The sequence below is a fragment of the Maribacter sp. TH_r10 genome, from assembly GCF_033101095.1.
Classification (GTDB): domain Bacteria; phylum Bacteroidota; class Bacteroidia; order Flavobacteriales; family Flavobacteriaceae; genus Maribacter_A; species Maribacter_A luteus.
On record NZ_JAWMPY010000007.1, the window covers coordinates 128840 to 148037 of the forward strand.

The window sequence follows — 19198 nt, forward strand, 5'->3', positions numbered from 1 at the left end:
CCATGAGTGTGTTGATAAAGCCAATTATAACGGAAAAAATGACTGCGGATAGCGAGTTGCATAATCGTTATGGTTTCGTTGTGGATCCTAAGGCGAACAAAATTCAAATCAAAGATGCTGTTGAAGCAACTTATGGTGTCTCTGTCAAAAAGGTAAGAACCATGAATTATGGTCCTACCAGAAAGACGAGATATACTAAGACCGGAATTCAGCATGGAAAGACAAACGCAGTTAAGAAAGCGATTGTTGATGTTGTAGAAGGTGATATAATTGATTTTTACAGTAATCTATAAAGACAAAAAATGTCAGTTAGAAAATTAAAACCAATCACTCCAGGACAGCGTTTTAGAGTAGTAAATGGATTTGACTCCATTACTACTGATAAGCCGGAGAAGAGCTTACTCGCTCCGTTAAAAAAGTCCGGAGGTAGAAACAGTCAAGGAAAAATGACCATGCGCCATAGAGGTGGGGGTCATAAAAGAAGGTATCGAGTTGTTGATTTCAAAAGGGATAAGCAGGATGTTGCTTCTACTGTGAAATCAATTCAATATGATCCAAACAGAACGGCATTTTTAGCTTTGTTGGAATATACGGATGGGGAGAAACGATATGTTATTGCCCAAAATGGTTTGCAAGTTGGTCAAACTGTATCTTCCGGTGATAATGTGGCTCCAGAAATCGGAAACGCATTGCCGTTAAAGAATATTCCTTTGGGTACTATTATTTCTTGTATAGAGTTGCGTCCAGGGCAAGGGTCTGTAATGGCCAGAAGTGCTGGTACTTTTGCTCAGTTAATGGCTAAGGAAGGTAAGTTTGTTACCGTTAAAATGCCATCTGGGGAAACAAGATTGATATTGTCCGAGTGTATGGCCACTATAGGTGCTATCTCGAATTCCGATCATCAGTTATTGGTGTCTGGAAAAGCTGGTAGAAGTAGATGGTTGGGTAGAAGGCCAAGGACAAGGCCGGTAGCTATGAACCCTGTTGATCACCCAATGGGTGGTGGTGAAGGTAGGGCTTCAGGAGGTCACCCACGATCTAAAAACGGAATTCCTGCTAAAGGCTTTAGGACTCGTTCTAAGACTAAGAGTACGAATAGATATATATTAGAACGTAGAAAGAAATAAAAAGAAAAAGAAATGGCACGTTCATTAAAAAAAGGACCTTACGTTCATTATAGTTTGGAAAATAAAATCCAACAAAGTGTATCCTCGGGTAAGAAAAGCGTTATCAAGACTTGGTCTAGGGCTTCAATGATTACACCGGATTTCGTAGGGTTGACAATAGCAGTACACAACGGTAGACAATTTGTTCCAGTATATGTTACTGAAAACATGGTAGGTCACAAATTAGGCGAATTTTCTCCGACGAGATCTTTTAGGGGTCATGCAGGGGCAAAGAATAAAGGTAAAAAGTAAGCTATGGGAGTTCGAAAAAGACAAATGGCCGAAAGAATCAAGGCTGAAAAAAAACAAATGGCTTTCGCCAAATTGAACAACTGTCCTACATCACCTAGAAAGATGAGATTGGTAGCTGATTTAATTAGAGGGGTTGAAGTAGAGAAGGCATTGGCTATCTTGAAATTCAACTCAAAGGAAGCTTCTCGAAAATTAGAGAAATTGCTTTTATCGGCTTTGGCTAACTGGCAAGCTAAGAATGAGGATTCTAGTTTGGAAGATGCTGACCTTATCGTCAAAGAAGTAAGGGTCGATAGTGGTACTATGTTGAAAAGATTGCGACCAGCCCCACAAGGTAGAGCGCATAGAATAAGAAAACGTTCAAACCATGTGACATTGGTTTTGGGGTCTAATAATAATACAGCAAGCTAGAATGGGACAGAAAACAAATCCAATAGGAAATCGTCTTGGAATTATCAGAGGATGGGAATCTAACTGGTACGGTGGAAATGATTATGGTGATAAGCTGGCTGAAGACGACAAAATACGTAAGTACATACATGCGCGTCTTTCAAAGGCAAGTGTGTCTAGGGTAATAATTGAAAGAACCTTAAAGTTAATCACTATTACGGTTACCACTGCTAGGCCTGGTATCATTATCGGGAAAGGTGGTCAGGAAGTTGATAAACTTAAAGAGGAATTAAAGAAGATTACCAATAAAGAGGTTCAGATCAATATCTACGAGATCAAAAGACCTGAAGTAGATGCGAATTTGGTTGCTGCAAGTATTGCAAGGCAGATCGAGAGTAGAATTTCATTCAGAAGGGCTATTAAAATGTCGATTGCTGCAGCTATGAGAATGAATGCTGAAGGAATTAAAGTGCAGATTTCAGGACGTTTGAACGGTGCTGAAATGGCAAGGTCTGAGTCTTATAAAGATGGTCGTATTCCATTATCCACTTTTAGAGCAGATATAGATTATGCTTTACATGAAGCCCATACTACCTATGGAAGATTAGGTATCAAAGTTTGGATCATGAAAGGTGAGGTTTATGGTAAGAGGGAACTTTCCCCGTTGGTCGGAATGCAAAAAGGCCAAAGTGGAAAAGGTGGAAAACAGGACGGTCAAAGAAAGCAACGTCGTAGAAAGTAATTTTTTAAAGAACTAAAGAAATGTTACAACCGAAAAGAACCAAGTTTCGTAAAATGCAGAAAGGCCGGATGAAGGGTAACTCCGGAAGGGGTCATCAGCTTTCGAATGGTATGTTTGGCATTAAATCCTTGGATTCATCATTTTTGACTTCCCGTCAAATCGAAGCTGCGCGTATCGCTGCAACAAGGTATATGAAAAGGGAAGGTCAATTGTGGATAAAGATATTCCCAGATAAGCCTATTACCAAGAAGCCCTTGGAGGTACGTATGGGTAAAGGTAAAGGTGCTCCTGAATATTTCGTGGCTGTGGTTAAACCAGGAAGGGTTATGTTCGAAGTTGGTGGAGTAAGCCAAGAAATTGCGAAGGAAGCCTTGCGTTTAGCGGCTCAGAAATTACCTGTAAAAACGAAATTTGTTGTTGCAAGGGATTATACGGATCAGAATTAATCGTAAGGAATCATGAAAAATTTAGAAGTACAAAAATTATCGGTCGAAGAACTTACGGAGAAGCTAGCTGAGTATAAGAAGCAGCATGCCGATTTAAAAATGGCACATTTTGTAACTCCTTTGGAGAATCCACTTCAGATCAGGAAAGTAAGAAGAACGGTTGCAAGATTAGCTACTGAATTAACTAAAAGGGAAAACCAATAATTGGTTCTGCTTTATGGAAAAAAGAAACTTAAGAAAAGAGAGAGTAGGGGTTGTTACTAGTGACAAAATGGAAAAATCCATTGTTGTGTCCGAAGTAAAAAGAGTTAAGCACCCTATGTACGGTAAGTTCGTGTTGAAAACAAAGAAATATGTTGCCCACGACGAGAAAAACGATTGCAATATTGGTGATACCGTAAAGATTATGGAGACCCGTCCCATGAGTAAGACCAAATGTTGGAGGTTAGTAGAAATCCTAGAAAGAGCTAAATAATATGTTACAGCAAGAATCAAGACTAAAGGTAGCAGACAATACTGGAGCAAAAGAGGTTTTGACCATTAGAGTTCTGGGTGGTACAAAAAGAAGATATGCTTCAATTGGTGACAAGATCGTTGTTGCCGTGAAAGAGGCTACGCCGAATGGTGGCATCAAAAAAGGAGCAGTTTCTACCGCGGTTGTGGTAAGAACAAAAAAAGAAGTTAGAAGACCGGATGGTTCATATATTCGTTTTGATGACAATGCTTGCGTATTATTGAACCCAACCGGTGAAATGAGGGGTACACGTGTATTCGGACCTGTTGCAAGGGAATTGCGTGATAAGCAATTCATGAAAATTGTATCATTGGCCCCAGAGGTACTTTAATATTTAAGACTACGATGAAAAAGTTAAAGATAAGAACAGGAGATACCGTAAGGATCATTGCCGGAGACCATAAAGGTACCGAAGGTAAAGTTACTAAGGTGTTTATCGAAAAAAATAAGGCTATCGTTGAAGGTGCCAACATGGTTTCCAAGCATGAGAAGCCAAGTGCGAACAACCCTCAAGGTGGTATTGTGAAGAAGGAAGCTCCTATCCATATTTCCAATCTATCGTTGATCGATTCAAAATCGAACGATACTACTAGGGTAGGATTGGAAGTTCGCGATGGTAAGAAGGTTAGGTTTTCTAAAAAATCCAATGAAGTAATTTAGTTATGGCTTACGTTGCAAGATTAAAAAAAGAGTACAGTGAGCGTATCGTAGATGCGCTTAAGGAGGAATTTGGTTACAAAAATGTAATGCAAGTGCCTAAATTAGAGAAAATCGTGGTAAGTAGAGGTGTAGGTGCTGCCGTGGCCGATAAAAAGTTGATTGATCACGCTGTTGATGAATTGACTATGATTACCGGTCAGAAAGCGGTCTCCACGATGTCTAAGAAGGATGTAGCTGCATTTAAATTACGAAAAGGAATGCCTATTGGGGCTAAAGTAACCTTACGTGGTGAGAAGATGTATGAATTCTTAGATCGATTGGTTACCTCGGCTTTGCCAAGGGTAAGGGATTTTCAAGGAATACGTGCAACGGGTTTTGACGGTCGTGGAAATTATAGTTTGGGAGTTACCGAACAAATTATCTTCCCGGAAATAAATATTGACAAGATCAACAGGATAAATGGTATGGATATTACCTTTGTCACTTCTGCGCCAACCGACAAAGAAGCAAAATCATTATTAACAGAATTAGGATTACCTTTTAAAAAGAATTAGTATGGCTAAAGAATCAATGAAGGCCCGTGAAAGAAAAAGGGCGAGAACAGTTGCTAAGTACGCTGAAAAGCGTAAAGCTTTGAAAGAAGCTGGTGACTATGAAGCACTTCAAAAATTGCCAAAAAACGCTTCTCCTGTTCGTATGCACAATCGTTGTAAGCTGACCGGAAGACCTAAAGGGTATATGAGGACATTTGGTATTTCAAGGGTAACTTTCAGGGAAATGGCCAATCAAGGTCTTATACCCGGAGTTAAAAAGGCCAGCTGGTAATAAGAAATTAATAAACTGGTTTCAGGTTTAGCAATAATGCTAAAAACCGTCACCGAATTATATAAAAATGGTAACAGATACTATAGCAGATTATTTAACACGAGTAAGAAATGCCAGTTCGGCAGGCCATAGAGTGGTTGAGATTCCTGCTTCTAACGTTAAGAAAGAGATAACTAAGATATTGTTCGATCAAGGATATATCTTGAGTTATAAATTTGAAGAAGATCAAGTACAGGGTTCTATTAAAATAGCTTTGAAATATGACAAGGCCACTAAAGAACCTGTGATTAAAAGAATACAGCGCATCAGTAAGCCAGGTTTGCGTAAATATGCGAATTCCAGCGATATGCCAAGGGTACTTAATGGTTTGGGAATTGCGATCGTTTCAACTTCTCATGGAGTAATGACCAGTAAGCAGGCCAAGAAAGAGAACGTAGGTGGCGAGGTTTTATGCTATGTGTATTAATACTATATAAAGAGTAAAAAAATGTCAAGAATAGGTAATAATCCGATAGCAATTCCAGAAGGAGTAACTATAGATGTTAAAGAGAATGTTGTTACTGTAAAAGGTAAGTTGGGTGAATTGACCCAAGATTTTTCTGGTGTGGCTATAAAGATTGAAGACGGACAAGCTTGGGTTACAAGACCATCTGATTCAAAAGAGCATAAAGCTAAGCATGGTCTTTATAGATCGCTTGTTTTGAACATGGTAGAAGGTGTTTCTAAAGGTTGGACCAAAGAATTGGAATTGGTAGGGGTTGGTTATAGAGCAAGCCATCAAGGACAAAAGTTAGATTTAGCTTTAGGTTTTTCACATAACATCGTTATGGATATTGCTCCTGAAGTTAAAATTGAGACTACTTCTGAAAAAGGGAAGAACCCGATCATAAAACTTACCTCTTTTGACAAACAGTTGGTAGGGCAGGTAGCGGCCAAGATTCGTTCTTTCCGTAAGCCAGAACCTTACAAAGGTAAAGGAATCAAGTTCGTAGGTGAACTATTAAGAAGAAAAGCAGGTAAATCAGCTTAATAATTAGTGTCATGGGATTATCAAAGACTCAGAGAAAATTTAGAATTAGAAGGAGAATCAGAAAGGTCTCTTTCGGAACCGCTGAAAGGCCGAGATTAGCTGTATTTAGAAGTAATACGGGTATCTACGTCCAAGTAATCGATGATAATAAAGGAACTACTTTATGTGCTGCTTCATCTAGAGACAAGGATTTGGCATCTGCTAAAGGTAGCAAATCTGAAATAGCCAAATTGGTCGGTAAGACAATTGCTGAAAAATGTGTAAATGCCGGAATAGATAAAGTTGCTTTCGATAGAGGTGGCAATCTATATCACGGTAGGGTTAAATCACTCGCTGACGGAGCAAGGGAAGCAGGACTAAAATTTTAATAAATAGTATGTACCAGAAATACAAAAACGTAGAAACTGTTAAGCCAGGAGGTTTAGAGCTAAAAGATAGGTTGGTTGGTGTACAAAGGGTAACCAAAGTAACCAAAGGTGGTAGGGCATTCGGCTTTTCTGCTATCGTAGTGGTAGGTGATGAAGCCGGCGTGGTTGGTCATGGTTTGGGTAAATCCAAAGAGGTTGCCACGGCTATTGCCAAAGCTATCGAGGACGCTAAAAAGAACCTTATAAGAATTCCTTTGGATAAACATACACTTCCCCATGAGCAAAAAGGGAAATTTGGAGGGGCAAGAGTTTATATTCAGCCTGCATCCCATGGTACAGGAGTAATTGCAGGTGGTGCCGTAAGAGCGGTATTGGAGGCAGTTGGTGTACATGATGTGTTATCTAAGTCCCAAGGTTCTTCCAATCCACACAACGTAGTTAAAGCTACTTTCGATGCTCTTTTACAATTAAGGGGAGCCAGTACGGTAGCCAAACAAAGAGGGGTATCATTGGAAAAAGTATTTAAAGGATAAATTCGGGTAATAGGTAAATAGTTGAAACCATAAGGTTTTTAATTGGGTCATTATGACCAAAGATCTAGATACCAAATACTAAAAAGAAAATGGCAAAGATTAAAGTAAAACAGTTAAAGAGTAGTATAAAGCGTCCTCAGAACCAAAAAAGGACTTTGGAAGCTTTGGGACTACATAAGATTGGCCAGATTGTAGAACATGATGCCACGCCAAATATACTTGGCATGATAGATAAAGTTAAACACTTAGTTTCCACAGAGGAAGCTTAATATACATACCTGTGTAATGAATTTAAGTAATTTAACACCAGCTGAAGGTGCTGTCAATAGAGATGGCAAAAGGGTAGGAAGAGGTCAAGGTTCCGGTAAAGGAGGAACTGCAACCAGAGGTCACAAAGGTGCCAAGTCCAGGTCCGGTTATTCTAAGAAAATGGGTTTTGAAGGTGGTCAAATGCCTTTGCAAAGACGTGTTCCTAAGTTCGGGTTTACCAACATCAACAGAAAAGAATATAAAGGGATCAATCTTGATAAACTTCAAGAATTGGTAGACAACAAGGTCATCAAGGATGAAGTTACTTTTGATAACCTTGTAGAGAACGGTTTGGTAAGGAAAAACGATTTGGTAAAGATTTTAGGAGGAGGAGAGTTAAAGGCTTCTTTGAAAATATCAGTACATAAGTTTACAGCTACTGCAAAAGCAGCTATTGAAGCAGCTGGCGGAGAAGCAATAAATTTATAAGCAGATAATACACTACTATGAAGAAATTTTTCGAGACACTATCCAATATTTGGAAGATTGAAGAGCTAAGGAATCGAATAATGATCACCTTAGGTCTTCTTTTGGTATACCGCTTTGGTTGTCAAATAGTTCTTCCAGGTATTGATACCGCGCAATTGGCGGAATTGAGTTCAAGTACGGACAGTGGTATACTAGGTATTTTAAACGCATTTACAGGAGGGGCCTTTGCCAATGCTTCCGTTTTTGCTTTGGGTATCATGCCATATATCTCGGCTTCAATTGTGGTGCAGTTGATGGGTATCGCTATACCGTATTTGCAGAAATTGCAGAAAGAGGGTGAGAGTGGTAGAAAAACCATCAATCAGATTACAAGATGGTTGACCATAGGTATCTGTATAGTACAAGCACCTGCTTATTTGTATAGCCTTGGTGCATTGGGTGTTCCTGATAGTGCTTTCGTTCTTGGAAAAGGATTGGATTTTATAGTTCCTTCTGTGATTATATTGGTAACGGGATGTGTGTTCGCTATGTGGTTGGGTGAAAAAATTACCGATAAAGGTATTGGTAATGGTATTTCCTTATTGATCATGGTTGGTATTATAGCTAGATTGCCACAATCTTTCGTTCAGGAGTTTATTTCTAGAACGGCCAACAATAATGGAGGTTTGATGTTCATTTTAATTGAGGTTATTCTTTGGTTCTTGGTGATTTTGGCCAGTATATTATTGGTCATGGCCACAAGGCAGATACCTGTGCAATATGCAAGAAGAACGGCGTCTGGAGGGTATGAAAAGAACATTATGGGGTCTAGGCAATATATTCCTTTAAAATTGAATGCATCGGGTGTAATGCCTATAATCTTTGCTCAAGCAATCATGTTCGCACCAGGTTTGTTAGGTAGAACGTTTAATGATACTGCTGTTGGGCAATGGATGGAAGTGCAGTTTCAGGATATATTCGGTTTGGCTTATAACATTTTATTTGCACTATTGATTATAATTTTCACCTACTTCTATACGGCTATAACTGTTCCTACGAATAAAATGGCCGATGACCTAAAAAGGAGCGGAGGATTTATTCCCGGAATTAGGCCAGGAAAAGAAACTGGTGATTTTTTAGATAAGATCATGTCATTGATCACTTTACCTGGATCTGTATTCTTGGCACTTTTGGCGGTATTACCTGCCATTGTGGTTAAGCTTATGGATGTTCAATCCGGTTGGGCCATGTTTTATGGTGGAACTTCGTTATTGATTATGGTAGGTGTGGCCATTGATACCGTGCAACAGGTTAATGCGTATTTGTTGAATAGGCATTATGATGGTCTAATGAAATCCGGTAAAAACAGGAAAGTAGCATAAGTTATGGCTAAACAAGCAGCAATAGAACAAGATGGGTCTATTATAGAGGCCCTTTCCAATGCAATGTTTCGAGTGGAATTGGAAAATGGCCATGTGGTCACAGCACATATTTCAGGAAAAATGAGAATGCATTATATAAAATTGCTTCCCGGTGACAAGGTTAAATTGGAAATGAGTCCATATGACCTTACCAAAGCGAGAATTACATATAGATATTAAGAAAGTAAGATGAAAGTTAGAGCTTCAGTAAAAAAAAGAAGTGCCGATTGCAAAATAGTACGCAGGAAAGGCAGGTTGTACGTAATCAACAAAAAGAATCCTAGATTTAAACAAAGACAAGGATAATTATGGCAAGAATTGCAGGTATAGATATACCAAAACAGAAAAGAGGGGTTATAGCCCTTACCTATATTTTTGGTATTGGAAAAAGTAGAGCTAAAGAGATTTTAGAAAAGGCACAAGTTAGTGAAGATACTAAAGTGTCCGACTGGAACGATGATGAAATCGGTCGTATTCGTGAGGCGGTAGCCTTATTTACCATAGAAGGTGAATTGCGATCAGAGACCCAATTGAACATTAAGCGTTTAATGGATATTGGTTGTTATAGGGGTATTCGCCATAGAGCCGGTCTGCCATTGAGAGGGCAAAGGACCAAAAACAACTCTAGAACCCGTAAAGGAAAAAGAAAAACAGTCGCCAACAAGAAAAAGGCAACTAAATAATAAGTAGCAGATTATGGCAAAGTCAAATGCAAAAGCGGCTAAGAAACGTAAGGTTATAGTTGATGCGGTCGGGGAAGCTCACGTTACGGCATCTTTCAATAATATCATTATTTCATTGACCAATAAAAAGGGAGATGTTATTTCTTGGTCATCAGCCGGTAAACAAGGTTTTAGAGGGTCTAAAAAGAACACTCCTTATGCTGCACAGGTTGCTGCGGAGGATTGTGCGAAGGTAGCCCATGAAGCCGGTCTTAGAAAAGTAAAGGTATATGTTAAGGGACCAGGTAATGGTAGGGAATCTGCAATTCGTTCTATTCATAATGCTGGGATCGAGGTTACTGAAATCATCGATGTTACCCCAATGCCACACAATGGCTGTAGACCACCAAAAAGAAGAAGAGTTTAATAAAAAGTAATTCATAGGAAGTGTAGTTACGATTATCGAAGGATAAAGCCTTAATTCATAATCACATTTCCAAATTTAAAGAAGATGGCAAGATACACAGGACCAAAAAGTAAAATCGCCCGTAAATTCGGTGAAGCGATTTTTGGAGACGACAAGTCTTTTGAAAAGAAAAATTATCCTCCAGGACAACACGGACAAAATAGGCGTAGAGGTAAAAAATCTGAATACGCAGTTCAGTTGATGGAGAAACAAAAAGCAAAATATACCTATGGTATTTTAGAACGTCAATTTAGAAATCTGTTCTCCAGTGCGAATAGAAGTAAAGGAGTAACGGGTGAGGTTCTTTTGCAATTATGCGAATCTAGACTTGACAATGTTGTTTACAGAATGGGTATATCCACTTCTAGAAGAGGAGCAAGGCAATTGGTTTCACATAGGCATATTACTGTTAACGGTGAGTTGGTAGATATACCTTCTTATTCTCTAAAGGCAGGTGATGTTGTTGGTGTAAGGGAAAAATCAAAGTCTTTGCAAACTATTCAAGATTCTTTGGCAACGAGCAATCATGTGTATGAATGGATTACCTGGAATTCTGAAAAGAAAGAAGGAACTTTTGTTTCGATTCCGGAAAGAATTCAGATTCCTGAGAATATCAAGGAACAATTAATAGTCGAGTTATACTCAAAATAAAACAACACTGATCCAATTATGGCATTATTTAATTTTCAGAAACCCGATAAAGTAATAATGATCGATTCTTCAGATTTCGAAGGGAAATTTGAATTTCGACCATTGGAACCTGGCTACGGATTAACCATTGGGAATGCATTAAGAAGAGTATTGCTTTCATCTTTGGAAGGCCACGCGATTACTTCGGTTAGAATTGACAAAGTTGAACATGAGTTCTCGGTTATACCTGGTGTTGTAGAAGATGTTACCGAGATTATACTGAACTTAAAGCAAGTTCGTTTCAAAAAACAGATCGAGGATTCTGAAGCAGAGGTGGTTTCTATATCCGTAAGTGGTAAAGATCAAATGACTGCAGGTGATTTTCAAAAATTCATATCCGGTTATCAAGTTCTAAATCCTGATTTGGTTATCTGTAACATGGATTCCAAAGTCGCTATCAATATGGAAATAGTTATTGATAAAGGAAGGGGATATGTTCCTGCTGAGGAAAATAAAAAATCAAATGCCGCTTTAGGGACTATTGCAGTTGATTCGATTTTTACACCAATAAAAAATGTAAAATACAGTATTGAGAACTTTAGGGTAGAACAAAAAACCGATTATGAGAAATTGGTTTTTGAAATCGTTACCGATGGGTCGATCCACCCAAAAGATGCATTGACAGAAGGTGCTAAGGTTTTGATTCATCATTTCATGTTATTCTCAGATGAGCGTATTACATTAGAGGCTGATGAAATTGCCCAAACTGAAACTTATGATGAGGAATCCTTACATATGCGTCAGTTGTTGAAAACCAAATTAGTGGATATGGATCTTTCAGTCCGTGCCTTGAATTGTTTAAAAGCGGCGGAAGTCGATACTTTGGGTGATTTAGTTTCCTTCAATAAAAACGATTTGATGAAGTTCAGGAATTTCGGAAAGAAATCCTTGACTGAATTAGAGGAGTTGGTTATCAATAAGGGTCTTAGCTTCGGTATGGATCTATCAAAATATAAATTAGACAAAGATTAAATAATCATATTTTGCTCTCTTGATGTTGATTGTCGGGATTTGGTAGCAAGATGATAAAAAAGAAGTAATGAGACACGGAAAGAAAGTTAATCATTTAGGAAGAAAGGCAGCGCATAGAAAAGCGATGTTGGCTAATATGGCCTGTTCCTTGATCGAGCATAAGAGAATTAATACTACTGTAGCCAAAGCTAAGGCTTTAAAACAGTTCGTTGAGCCTTTGATTACCAAATCAAAAGCGGAAAACAACCAAACTGCAGATAAGGGCACACATAATAGACGTATCGTTTTTAAATACTTAAGAAACAAATTGGCCGTTGCTGAATTGTTCAGTGAAGTATCTGAAAAAGTTGGTGATAGACCAGGTGGTTATACTAGGATCATCAAATTAGGAAATCGTTTAGGTGATAACGCTGATATGGCAATGATCGAATTGGTGGATTTCAATGAAATTTACAATGCGGATAAGCCTAAGAAGAAAACTACAAGAAGAAGTAGAAGAGGTGGAGGTACCAAGGCTGAAGTGCCGCCGGTTCCTGTGGCTGATAACAAATCTGACGATTCAGAAGAATAGAATGTTATTAACTAATAATATTTACAAAAGGATAAACTTTACAGTTTATCCTTTTTTTATGTTTATTTGTGAAATTAAATTATCGAGATAATAGTATGAAGTATCAAACCAAGAAAAGAGCATTGTTGTTATTGGCTGATGGAACTATCTTCCATGGAAAATCCGTTGGTGGAAAAGAGGGGACATCCTTCGGCGAAGTATGTTTTAACACCGGAATGACCGGGTATCAAGAGATTTTTACCGATCCATCCTACTTTGGGCAACTTATGGTAACTACCAATGCCCATATCGGTAATTATGGTACTAATGCCGAAGAGGTAGAATCTGATTCGGTAAAGATCGCCGGATTGATCTGTAAAAATTTCAGCTATGATTATTCCCGTCCAGTCGCGGATATGGGGCTATTGCAATTTTTGGAAAACAACAATACCCTTGCCATTTCTGATGTAGATACTAGGGCTTTGGTGAGTTACATCCGTGATAATGGTGCTATGAACGCGGTAATATCAACAGAAGTTGACCAAGTAGAAAGACTTAAGGAAGAGCTTCTGGAAATGCCTAGTATGAAAGGCTTGGAACTTGCTTCAAAGGTTTCGACGAAAGAAGCTTACTTTGTTGGTGATGAAAATGCAACTTACAAAGTTTCTGCCTTGGACATAGGTATTAAAAAGAATATTCTTCGAAACCTAGCAAAGAGGGACTGTTATATTAAAGTATTTCCGTACGACACAAGTTTTAAAGAAATGAGCGAGTGGAACCCTGACGGTTATTTTATCTCAAATGGTCCTGGGGACCCAGAGCCATTAAAAAGTGCCATCAAAACGGCTAAGGATATCATAGAAAGTAATAAGCCACTTTTTGGTATATGTTTAGGGCACCAGGTAATTGCGTTGGCCAATGGGGTTTCTACTTATAAAATGCACAATGGGCATCGAGGAATAAACCATCCGGTGATGAACCTGTTAACCGGTAAAGGGGAAATTACAAGCCAGAACCATGGTTTCGCCATTGATCGGGAGGAGACCGAAAACCATCCGGAACTGGAAATTACCCATGTACATCTTAATGACCATACGGTAGCCGGTTTGCGCATGAAAAATAAAGATGTTTTTTCTGTGCAATATCACCCTGAAGCAAGTCCAGGGCCGCATGATGCGGAATATCTGTTCGATCAATTCATTGAATTGATCCAGAATTCAACTATAGAAAAAACAGAAGTTTAAAGTATTGTTATTTTCATGTAAATATAGGCTATAAAGACACCCTAAAACCTCGTTGTTTTGTATCTTTGTGCTTTCAAAAATCAATACTAAAAACAAATTAATATGAGTATTATTCTTAGTGTCCACGCAAGACAGATATTAGATTCTCGGGGCAATCCAACAGTAGAAGTTGATGTAATTACAGAAAATGGTGTTATGGGTCGTGCAGCGGTTCCTTCCGGAGCTTCTACAGGAGAGCATGAGGCGGTTGAACTTCGCGATGGTGGTAGTGCTTTTATGGGTAAAGGAGTCAGCAAAGCTGTTGAAAATGTAAATACGGTAATCGCAGAGGAAATCTTGGGAATGTCCGTTTTTGAGCAGAACCTTATAGATCAAACCATGATAGATTTGGATGGTACGCCAAACAAATCAAAACTTGGTGCTAATGCAATTTTGGGAGTTTCCTTGGCTGCTGCTAAAGCTGCTGCCAATGAATTGGGAATTTCCTTATATAGATATGTAGGTGGTGTCAGTGCCAATACCCTTCCGGTTCCTATGATGAACATCATTAACGGTGGGTCGCATTCAGATGCCCCGATCGCTTTCCAGGAATTTATGATCATGCCTGTGAAGGCAAAGACTTTTTCACATGCCATGCAAATGGGTACTGAAATATTCCACAATCTGAAAAAAGTATTGCATGATAGAAACCTAAGTACCGCTGTTGGTGATGAAGGTGGTTTTGCACCTACTTTGGATGGTACTGAGGATGCTATTGAAACTATCGGTAAAGCTGTTGAAAATGCCGGATATAAATTTGGTAGTGATGTTAAGATAGCATTGGACTGTGCTTCTGCCGAATTCTACGAAAACGGTAAATACGATTATACAAAATTCGAAGGTGATAAAGGTGCTGTTCGTACTTCGGAAGAGCAGGCTAAATATTTGGCTGAACTTTGTGAAAAGTATCCAATTATTTCAATCGAGGACGGTATGGATGAAAACGACTGGGACGGTTGGAAAGTATTGACAGATATGATCGGCGATAAAGTGCAATTGGTTGGTGACGACCTTTATGTAACTAACGTAGAACGTTTGTCAAAAGGTATTGAGAATGGTATTGCTAACTCTATCTTGATCAAAGTAAACCAAATCGGTTCTTTAACTGAGACCATTGCTGCAGTGAACATGGCTAAAGATGCTGGTTACACTTCTGTAATGTCTCACCGTTCAGGTGAAACAGAAGACAATACCATTGCTGATTTGGCAGTAGCATTGAATACCGGTCAAATTAAAACCGGTTCTGCTTCCCGTTCAGATAGGATGGCAAAATACAACCAATTGCTTCGTATTGAGGAAGAATTAGGGACTACGGCCTATTTTCCGCAAGAGAAAGCTTTTAAAGTAAATCAGTAATCTGAAAAGATTCAAAAAAGCCTTTCGAATGAAAGGCTTTTTTTTTGGCCTTATGCGTAAGTTTACCTAACTTAATAGAATATTGACTACTAATTAATGATTTCTCTATTGCATGACTAATTTTCTTTTTGTAGCCGCGGAAAACGATGGGCTATATAAGTGTAAGGCTGGTGGTATGGGCGATGTTGTTCGTGATGTACCTAGACAAATTTCAGAAAGGGGAGATAAGGCACATGTTGTTGTGCCAGCGTATAGCAGGTTGCATAAAGGTGGTACCTTCAAAACCAATCTTCATTTTGAGTTGAGGGGTACGATCTATATAGCAGAGTTATATGAGGTTGTTCCCAAGAAAGAATATCCGAATATTACCCATTATGTAATTCATCACCCCGAAATAGAGGCTGGGGATATTGCCCAGATCTATCATAATAATCCTGTAGAGCCTTTTTATTCTGATTTTGTAAAATATGTAATTTTCTGTACGGCAGTTGCCGAGGCAATAAAACAAGGGGCATTTGGTGATTTGGATATCGTACATATGCACGATTGGCACTCAAGTCTGGTTTTATTCCTTAAGACATTCCATCCTGCATATACCGATCTAAAGAAAATCAGATTTGTATATAGTATACATAATTTGGCCATACAAGGAATTCGCCCTTTTGAGAATAATTATGCATCGTTACGAAATTGGTTTCGCGATATTGATTATGATACTGAACAATTAAAGGATTATAGGTATCAGGATTGTATTAATCTTATGGCAGTGGGCATTCGTTTTGCAGATGCCGTGCATACCGTTTCACCGTCTTACAAAGAAGATGTGTTGTTGCCAAGTGCTCCACCCGAATTTATAGGAGGTGAAGGTCTTGAATTGGATTTGCAAAAGGCGGATAATGAAGGTAGGTTGTTCGGTATTCTAAATGGAAGTAATTATTCCAATATCCGGGTAGCAAAAGAAAATCAGATTTACAAAAATATAATAAAGGCCATTTTTCAATGGTTGCAAGAAGAGTCAAAGAAGTATAAAGCCGATTTTTTGGCCCATACTGGCGAGAAAGTGGTTAAGTTCTTAAGCAAACCACCCAGTTTTATCGTCTCAAGTGTCGCGAGGTTAACTGAGCAGAAATTTTATTTCTTTAAACGATCTCCTGAAGCTCTTTTCGAAATACTGAAAAAGTTGGAAGAGCAAAATGGTATTCTTATGATTTTGGGTACAGGGGCTCCGGAATATGAGGAATTACTGCGATCTATCAGTTATGAATACGAGAACTTGATTTTCATTAATGGACAATCGGAGGATGTGATTGATTCTATTTATATGGAATCTGACCTATATTTTATGCCTAGTTTGTTCGAGCCTTGTGGAATAAGCCAAATGCTGGCCATGAGGAATGGGCATCCTTGTTTGGTACATCATACAGGTGGATTGAAGGATACCGTGGAACATATGAAGACAGGGTTTAGTTTCGATGGAAACACCTATGATGAAAAAATCAGGAATATGGTAGCTTCTTTCGATTTGATATTGGATATTTACAACAATGATAAAGCGCTATGGAAAAAAATTCAAAATGACGCCAAAAAAGTGAGGTTCACCTGGAAAAAGTCGGTCGATGCCTATTATAAGTCGTTATATTTATGTGGTTCTTAGTCCATTTTTGATACATTTTTACTTAAAAACCCAATAGTAATCCTTAAGTAGATTATTAACAATTGCGGAATTGTTAAAATGAAGCGTTTTGTTTAAATTTACCGCTTAATTAAATTCATTAAAATATAAAAATGTCAGACAAAGCAATTCTTGAATACGATGGTAAGAGATATGAATTTCCAGTTATTAAAGATTCTGAGAACGAATTGGCCATCGATATCAAATCATTAAGGTCGTCCACAGGGATGATAACCATCGATCCAGGATTTAAGAATACAGGTTCTTGTGAGAGTGCAATAACTTTTTTGGATGGTGAAAAAGGAATGCTTAGATACAGGGGATACGCGATTGAAGAGTTGGCAGAAAAGGCCGATTTTCTTGAGGTTGCCTATTTGTTGATATTTGGTGAATTACCGAACAAAGAACAATTAAATACTTTTCACGAGGATATAAAAGCCGAATCCCAAGTAGATGAGGAAATGAAAAAGATTTTGGATGGTTTTCCAAAATCGGCGCATCCAATGGGGGTTTTGTCATCCTTGACAAGTGCTTTGATCGCTTTTAATCCTACATCGGTGAATATCTCATCAGAGAAGGATATGTACCATTCCATTGTTAAGATTTTAGGTAAGTTCCCCGTTTTGGTCGCTTGGACCATGCGTAAAAAGAAAGGCTTGCCGCTTGACTATGGTGATGATAATTTGGGCTATGTTGAAAATCTTCATAAAATGATGTTCAAAAAGCCGAGTAAGGAATATAAGTGCAACAAAATAATAATCGATGCCCTAGATAAATTGTTGATTCTTCATGCCGATCATGAGCAGAATTGTTCAACTTCTGCGGTTAGAATCACCGGTTCTTCCCATGCAGGATTGTTCGTTTCATTGTCTGCCGGTATTTCTGCCCTTTGGGGGCCGTTGCACGGAGGTGCGAACCAAGCTGTGATAGAAATGTTAGAGGGTATACAGAAAGATGGTGGCGATACCCATAAATATATGGCTAAGGCAAAGGATAAAAACGATGAGTTTAGATTAATGGGCTTTGGTCACCGTGTTTATAAGAATTTTGACCCAAGGGCAAGGATAATAAAAAAGGCGGCCGATGAGGTCCTTGAAGATTTAGGTATCGTGGATCCTATTTTGGATATTGCCAAGAGATTGGAGAAAGTAGCTTTGGAAGATCCTTATTTTGTGAAGCGTAATTTATATCCTAATGTTGATTTCTACTCAGGAATCATATATAGGGCCTTGGGTATTCCGAGGGAAATGTTCACCGTTATGTTCGCGATGGGTCGACTTCCAGGATGGATTGCACAGTGGAGGGAAATGAGATTGAATCATGAACCTATCGGTAGACCAAGACAAGTTTATATTGGAGAAACCTACAGACCTTTTAAACCATTGGAAGAGAGGTAGGTATCTACTTAGTACAAATATAAGCACCCTTTTCTTAATTAGAATAGGGTGTTTTTTTATGGGCAAAGAAACCGAATGGCTATATTTGGCCAAAATTTGATGATGCTAGATTTACATGTAAATAATGAAACCTCAAAGTTGAAGGTCGTTGTGTTAGGTACCGCTAAAAAGTGTGGGCCTGTGCCATTACCGGAAGAAGCATATGATCCAAAATCCTTAGAACATATTATGGCAGGAACATATCCGTTAGAAAAGGATATGGTTAGGGAAATGGAAGCATTTGCGGAAGTGTTTAAAAAATATGGAGTCAAAGTATTTCGCCCGAAAGTACTTGAGGATTGTAACCAGATTTTTTCCCGTGATATAGCTTTTGTTATTGATGATACCTTGGTAAAGGCCAATATTCTTCCGGATCGCGAAGAAGAATTTGAAGCCATTAAACATGTAATCGATAAGATCGATGAGAAAAAAATACTCTATCCACCACAAGAAGTCCATATAGAAGGGGGCGATGTAATGCCTTGGAACGATTATATCTTTATCGGAACTTATACCGGAAGTGATTATCCTGATTATATAACTGCACGTACAAACAAGGAAGGTGTGGAATATGTAAGGAAGATGTTTCCGAATAAGAAGGTCAAATCTTTTGAGTTGAGAAAGTCGATCACGAATCCAAGGGAAAATGCACTGCACTTGGATTGTTGCTTTCAACCCGTTGGGAAAAATAAAGCAATCATTCACAAGAACGGATTTTTGGTTAAGGAAGAGTACGAATGGTTGGTGGCTTATTTTGGAAAGGAAAACATTTTTGAAATCAATGCAGATGAAATGTATCAAATGTGCTGTAATGTATTTTCAATTGCGCCCGATGTTGTCGTTTCTGAAAAAAACTTCACACGATTGAACATCTGGTTAAGAGAACAAGGGTTTACGGTCGAGGAAATACCGTATGCTGAAATCTCAAAGCAAGGGGGATTACTTCGATGTAGTACCATGCCTTTGATACGTGAATAGTTGTATTCTTAACATACTAGCTCATTTTTGTGTTTTTAAATAGTCAATAGCCGAGCAAAAAGCTATTTT

At 38.5% G+C, this 19198-nt stretch carries 31 protein-coding genes; all 31 read left to right on the forward strand.

What is annotated here, in order from left to right; translation table 11 throughout:
• The first annotated feature begins 2 nt into the window (after positions 1–2).
• The 31 genes from rplW to R3X28_RS15595 all read left to right on the forward strand — a co-directional run bounded on the left by rplW (position 3) and on the right by R3X28_RS15595 (position 19129).
• On the forward strand, positions 3–293 hold the full coding sequence (gene rplW / locus R3X28_RS15445; RefSeq protein ID WP_154363853.1) for a 50S ribosomal protein L23: 291 nt from the start codon (positions 3–5) through the stop codon (positions 291–293).
• Positions 294–302: 9 nt separating this feature from the next.
• On the forward strand, positions 303–1127 hold the full coding sequence (rplB, locus tag R3X28_RS15450; protein ID WP_317665516.1) for a 50S ribosomal protein L2: 825 nt from the start codon (positions 303–305) through the stop codon (positions 1125–1127).
• Positions 1128–1139: 12 nt separating this feature from the next.
• Positions 1140–1418 carry a 30S ribosomal protein S19 gene (gene rpsS, locus R3X28_RS15455; RefSeq protein WP_154363848.1) on the forward strand — a complete coding sequence of 93 codons (279 nt, stop codon included), beginning with the start codon at positions 1140–1142 and terminating at the stop codon, positions 1416–1418.
• Between the two features lie 3 nt (positions 1419–1421).
• A complete protein-coding gene (gene rplV / locus R3X28_RS15460) occupies positions 1422–1829 on the forward strand; it encodes a 50S ribosomal protein L22 (RefSeq protein WP_317665517.1) in 408 nt (135 codons plus the stop codon).
• A 1-nt stretch (position 1830) separates the two neighbouring features.
• Positions 1831–2550: a 30S ribosomal protein S3 gene (rpsC, locus tag R3X28_RS15465; protein WP_154363845.1), complete on the forward strand. Its 720-nt coding sequence runs from the start codon at positions 1831–1833 to the stop codon at positions 2548–2550.
• A gap of 20 nt (positions 2551–2570) precedes the next feature.
• On the forward strand, positions 2571–2996 hold the full coding sequence (rplP, locus tag R3X28_RS15470) for a 50S ribosomal protein L16 (RefSeq protein ID WP_154363842.1): 426 nt from the start codon (positions 2571–2573) through the stop codon (positions 2994–2996).
• A gap of 12 nt (positions 2997–3008) precedes the next feature.
• Complete coding sequence (rpmC, locus tag R3X28_RS15475; RefSeq protein WP_282054593.1) at positions 3009–3200, forward strand: 50S ribosomal protein L29; 192 nt, start codon at positions 3009–3011, stop codon at positions 3198–3200.
• Positions 3201–3213: 13 nt separating this feature from the next.
• Positions 3214–3471, forward strand: a complete 258-nt coding sequence (rpsQ, locus tag R3X28_RS15480; protein ID WP_154363837.1) for a 30S ribosomal protein S17 — start codon at positions 3214–3216, stop codon at positions 3469–3471.
• Between the two features lies 1 nt (position 3472).
• Positions 3473–3841, forward strand: coding sequence for a 50S ribosomal protein L14 (rplN, locus tag R3X28_RS15485; protein ID WP_089894076.1), 369 nt, complete (start codon positions 3473–3475; stop codon positions 3839–3841).
• A 14-nt stretch (positions 3842–3855) separates the two neighbouring features.
• Complete coding sequence (rplX, locus tag R3X28_RS15490; RefSeq protein WP_154363835.1) at positions 3856–4170, forward strand: 50S ribosomal protein L24; 315 nt, start codon at positions 3856–3858, stop codon at positions 4168–4170.
• A 2-nt stretch (positions 4171–4172) separates the two neighbouring features.
• Positions 4173–4724: a 50S ribosomal protein L5 gene (rplE, locus tag R3X28_RS15495; protein ID WP_154363833.1), complete on the forward strand. Its 552-nt coding sequence runs from the start codon at positions 4173–4175 to the stop codon at positions 4722–4724.
• Position 4725: 1 nt separating this feature from the next.
• The gene (gene rpsN / locus R3X28_RS15500) at positions 4726–4995 is read left to right on the forward strand and encodes a 30S ribosomal protein S14 (protein ID WP_109649553.1); all 270 of its coding nucleotides are present in this window, start codon (positions 4726–4728) and stop codon (positions 4993–4995) included.
• A gap of 67 nt (positions 4996–5062) precedes the next feature.
• Positions 5063–5461, forward strand: a complete 399-nt coding sequence (gene rpsH / locus R3X28_RS15505; RefSeq protein WP_154363831.1) for a 30S ribosomal protein S8 — start codon at positions 5063–5065, stop codon at positions 5459–5461.
• A gap of 21 nt (positions 5462–5482) precedes the next feature.
• Positions 5483–6025 carry a 50S ribosomal protein L6 gene (gene rplF, locus R3X28_RS15510; protein WP_154363829.1) on the forward strand — a complete coding sequence of 181 codons (543 nt, stop codon included), beginning with the start codon at positions 5483–5485 and terminating at the stop codon, positions 6023–6025.
• 11 nt (positions 6026–6036) lie between these two features.
• Positions 6037–6393, forward strand: coding sequence for a 50S ribosomal protein L18 (gene rplR, locus R3X28_RS15515; RefSeq protein WP_154363827.1), 357 nt, complete (start codon positions 6037–6039; stop codon positions 6391–6393).
• An 8-nt stretch (positions 6394–6401) separates the two neighbouring features.
• Entirely contained in the window at positions 6402–6926 is a 525-nt protein-coding gene (gene rpsE / locus R3X28_RS15520) for a 30S ribosomal protein S5 (protein WP_154363825.1), read from the forward strand.
• Between the two features lie 89 nt (positions 6927–7015).
• Positions 7016–7195, forward strand: coding sequence for a 50S ribosomal protein L30 (rpmD, locus tag R3X28_RS15525; protein WP_154363823.1), 180 nt, complete (start codon positions 7016–7018; stop codon positions 7193–7195).
• Positions 7196–7211: 16 nt separating this feature from the next.
• The gene (rplO, locus tag R3X28_RS15530; protein WP_154363822.1) at positions 7212–7664 is read left to right on the forward strand and encodes a 50S ribosomal protein L15; all 453 of its coding nucleotides are present in this window, start codon (positions 7212–7214) and stop codon (positions 7662–7664) included.
• A gap of 17 nt (positions 7665–7681) precedes the next feature.
• Complete coding sequence (gene secY, locus R3X28_RS15535; RefSeq protein WP_154363820.1) at positions 7682–9025, forward strand: preprotein translocase subunit SecY; 1344 nt, start codon at positions 7682–7684, stop codon at positions 9023–9025.
• Between the two features lie 3 nt (positions 9026–9028).
• Complete coding sequence (gene infA, locus R3X28_RS15540; RefSeq protein WP_013305172.1) at positions 9029–9244, forward strand: translation initiation factor IF-1; 216 nt, start codon at positions 9029–9031, stop codon at positions 9242–9244.
• Positions 9245–9253: 9 nt separating this feature from the next.
• Positions 9254–9370, forward strand: coding sequence for a type B 50S ribosomal protein L36 (ykgO, locus tag R3X28_RS15545; protein WP_013305171.1), 117 nt, complete (start codon positions 9254–9256; stop codon positions 9368–9370).
• 2 nt (positions 9371–9372) lie between these two features.
• Positions 9373–9747, forward strand: a complete 375-nt coding sequence (rpsM, locus tag R3X28_RS15550) for a 30S ribosomal protein S13 (protein ID WP_154363817.1) — start codon at positions 9373–9375, stop codon at positions 9745–9747.
• Between the two features lie 13 nt (positions 9748–9760).
• Entirely contained in the window at positions 9761–10153 is a 393-nt protein-coding gene (gene rpsK / locus R3X28_RS15555; RefSeq protein ID WP_154363815.1) for a 30S ribosomal protein S11, read from the forward strand.
• Positions 10154–10237: 84 nt separating this feature from the next.
• Entirely contained in the window at positions 10238–10843 is a 606-nt protein-coding gene (gene rpsD, locus R3X28_RS15560) for a 30S ribosomal protein S4 (RefSeq protein ID WP_317665541.1), read from the forward strand.
• Positions 10844–10861: 18 nt separating this feature from the next.
• The gene (locus R3X28_RS15565; RefSeq protein WP_154363811.1) at positions 10862–11854 is read left to right on the forward strand and encodes a DNA-directed RNA polymerase subunit alpha; all 993 of its coding nucleotides are present in this window, start codon (positions 10862–10864) and stop codon (positions 11852–11854) included.
• Between the two features lie 67 nt (positions 11855–11921).
• Complete coding sequence (rplQ, locus tag R3X28_RS15570; protein ID WP_154363809.1) at positions 11922–12425, forward strand: 50S ribosomal protein L17; 504 nt, start codon at positions 11922–11924, stop codon at positions 12423–12425.
• A gap of 95 nt (positions 12426–12520) precedes the next feature.
• Positions 12521–13648, forward strand: coding sequence for a glutamine-hydrolyzing carbamoyl-phosphate synthase small subunit (carA, locus tag R3X28_RS15575; RefSeq protein WP_317665544.1), 1128 nt, complete (start codon positions 12521–12523; stop codon positions 13646–13648).
• A gap of 102 nt (positions 13649–13750) precedes the next feature.
• Positions 13751–15043, forward strand: coding sequence for a phosphopyruvate hydratase (gene eno / locus R3X28_RS15580; RefSeq protein ID WP_154363806.1), 1293 nt, complete (start codon positions 13751–13753; stop codon positions 15041–15043).
• A 112-nt stretch (positions 15044–15155) separates the two neighbouring features.
• Positions 15156–16697: a glycogen synthase gene (locus tag R3X28_RS15585; protein ID WP_317665546.1), complete on the forward strand. Its 1542-nt coding sequence runs from the start codon at positions 15156–15158 to the stop codon at positions 16695–16697.
• A 131-nt stretch (positions 16698–16828) separates the two neighbouring features.
• Positions 16829–18112: a citrate synthase gene (locus R3X28_RS15590; RefSeq protein ID WP_317665547.1), complete on the forward strand. Its 1284-nt coding sequence runs from the start codon at positions 16829–16831 to the stop codon at positions 18110–18112.
• 102 nt (positions 18113–18214) lie between these two features.
• Positions 18215–19129: a dimethylarginine dimethylaminohydrolase family protein gene (locus R3X28_RS15595; protein ID WP_317665609.1), complete on the forward strand. Its 915-nt coding sequence runs from the start codon at positions 18215–18217 to the stop codon at positions 19127–19129.
• Positions 19130–19198 lie beyond the last annotated feature (69 nt).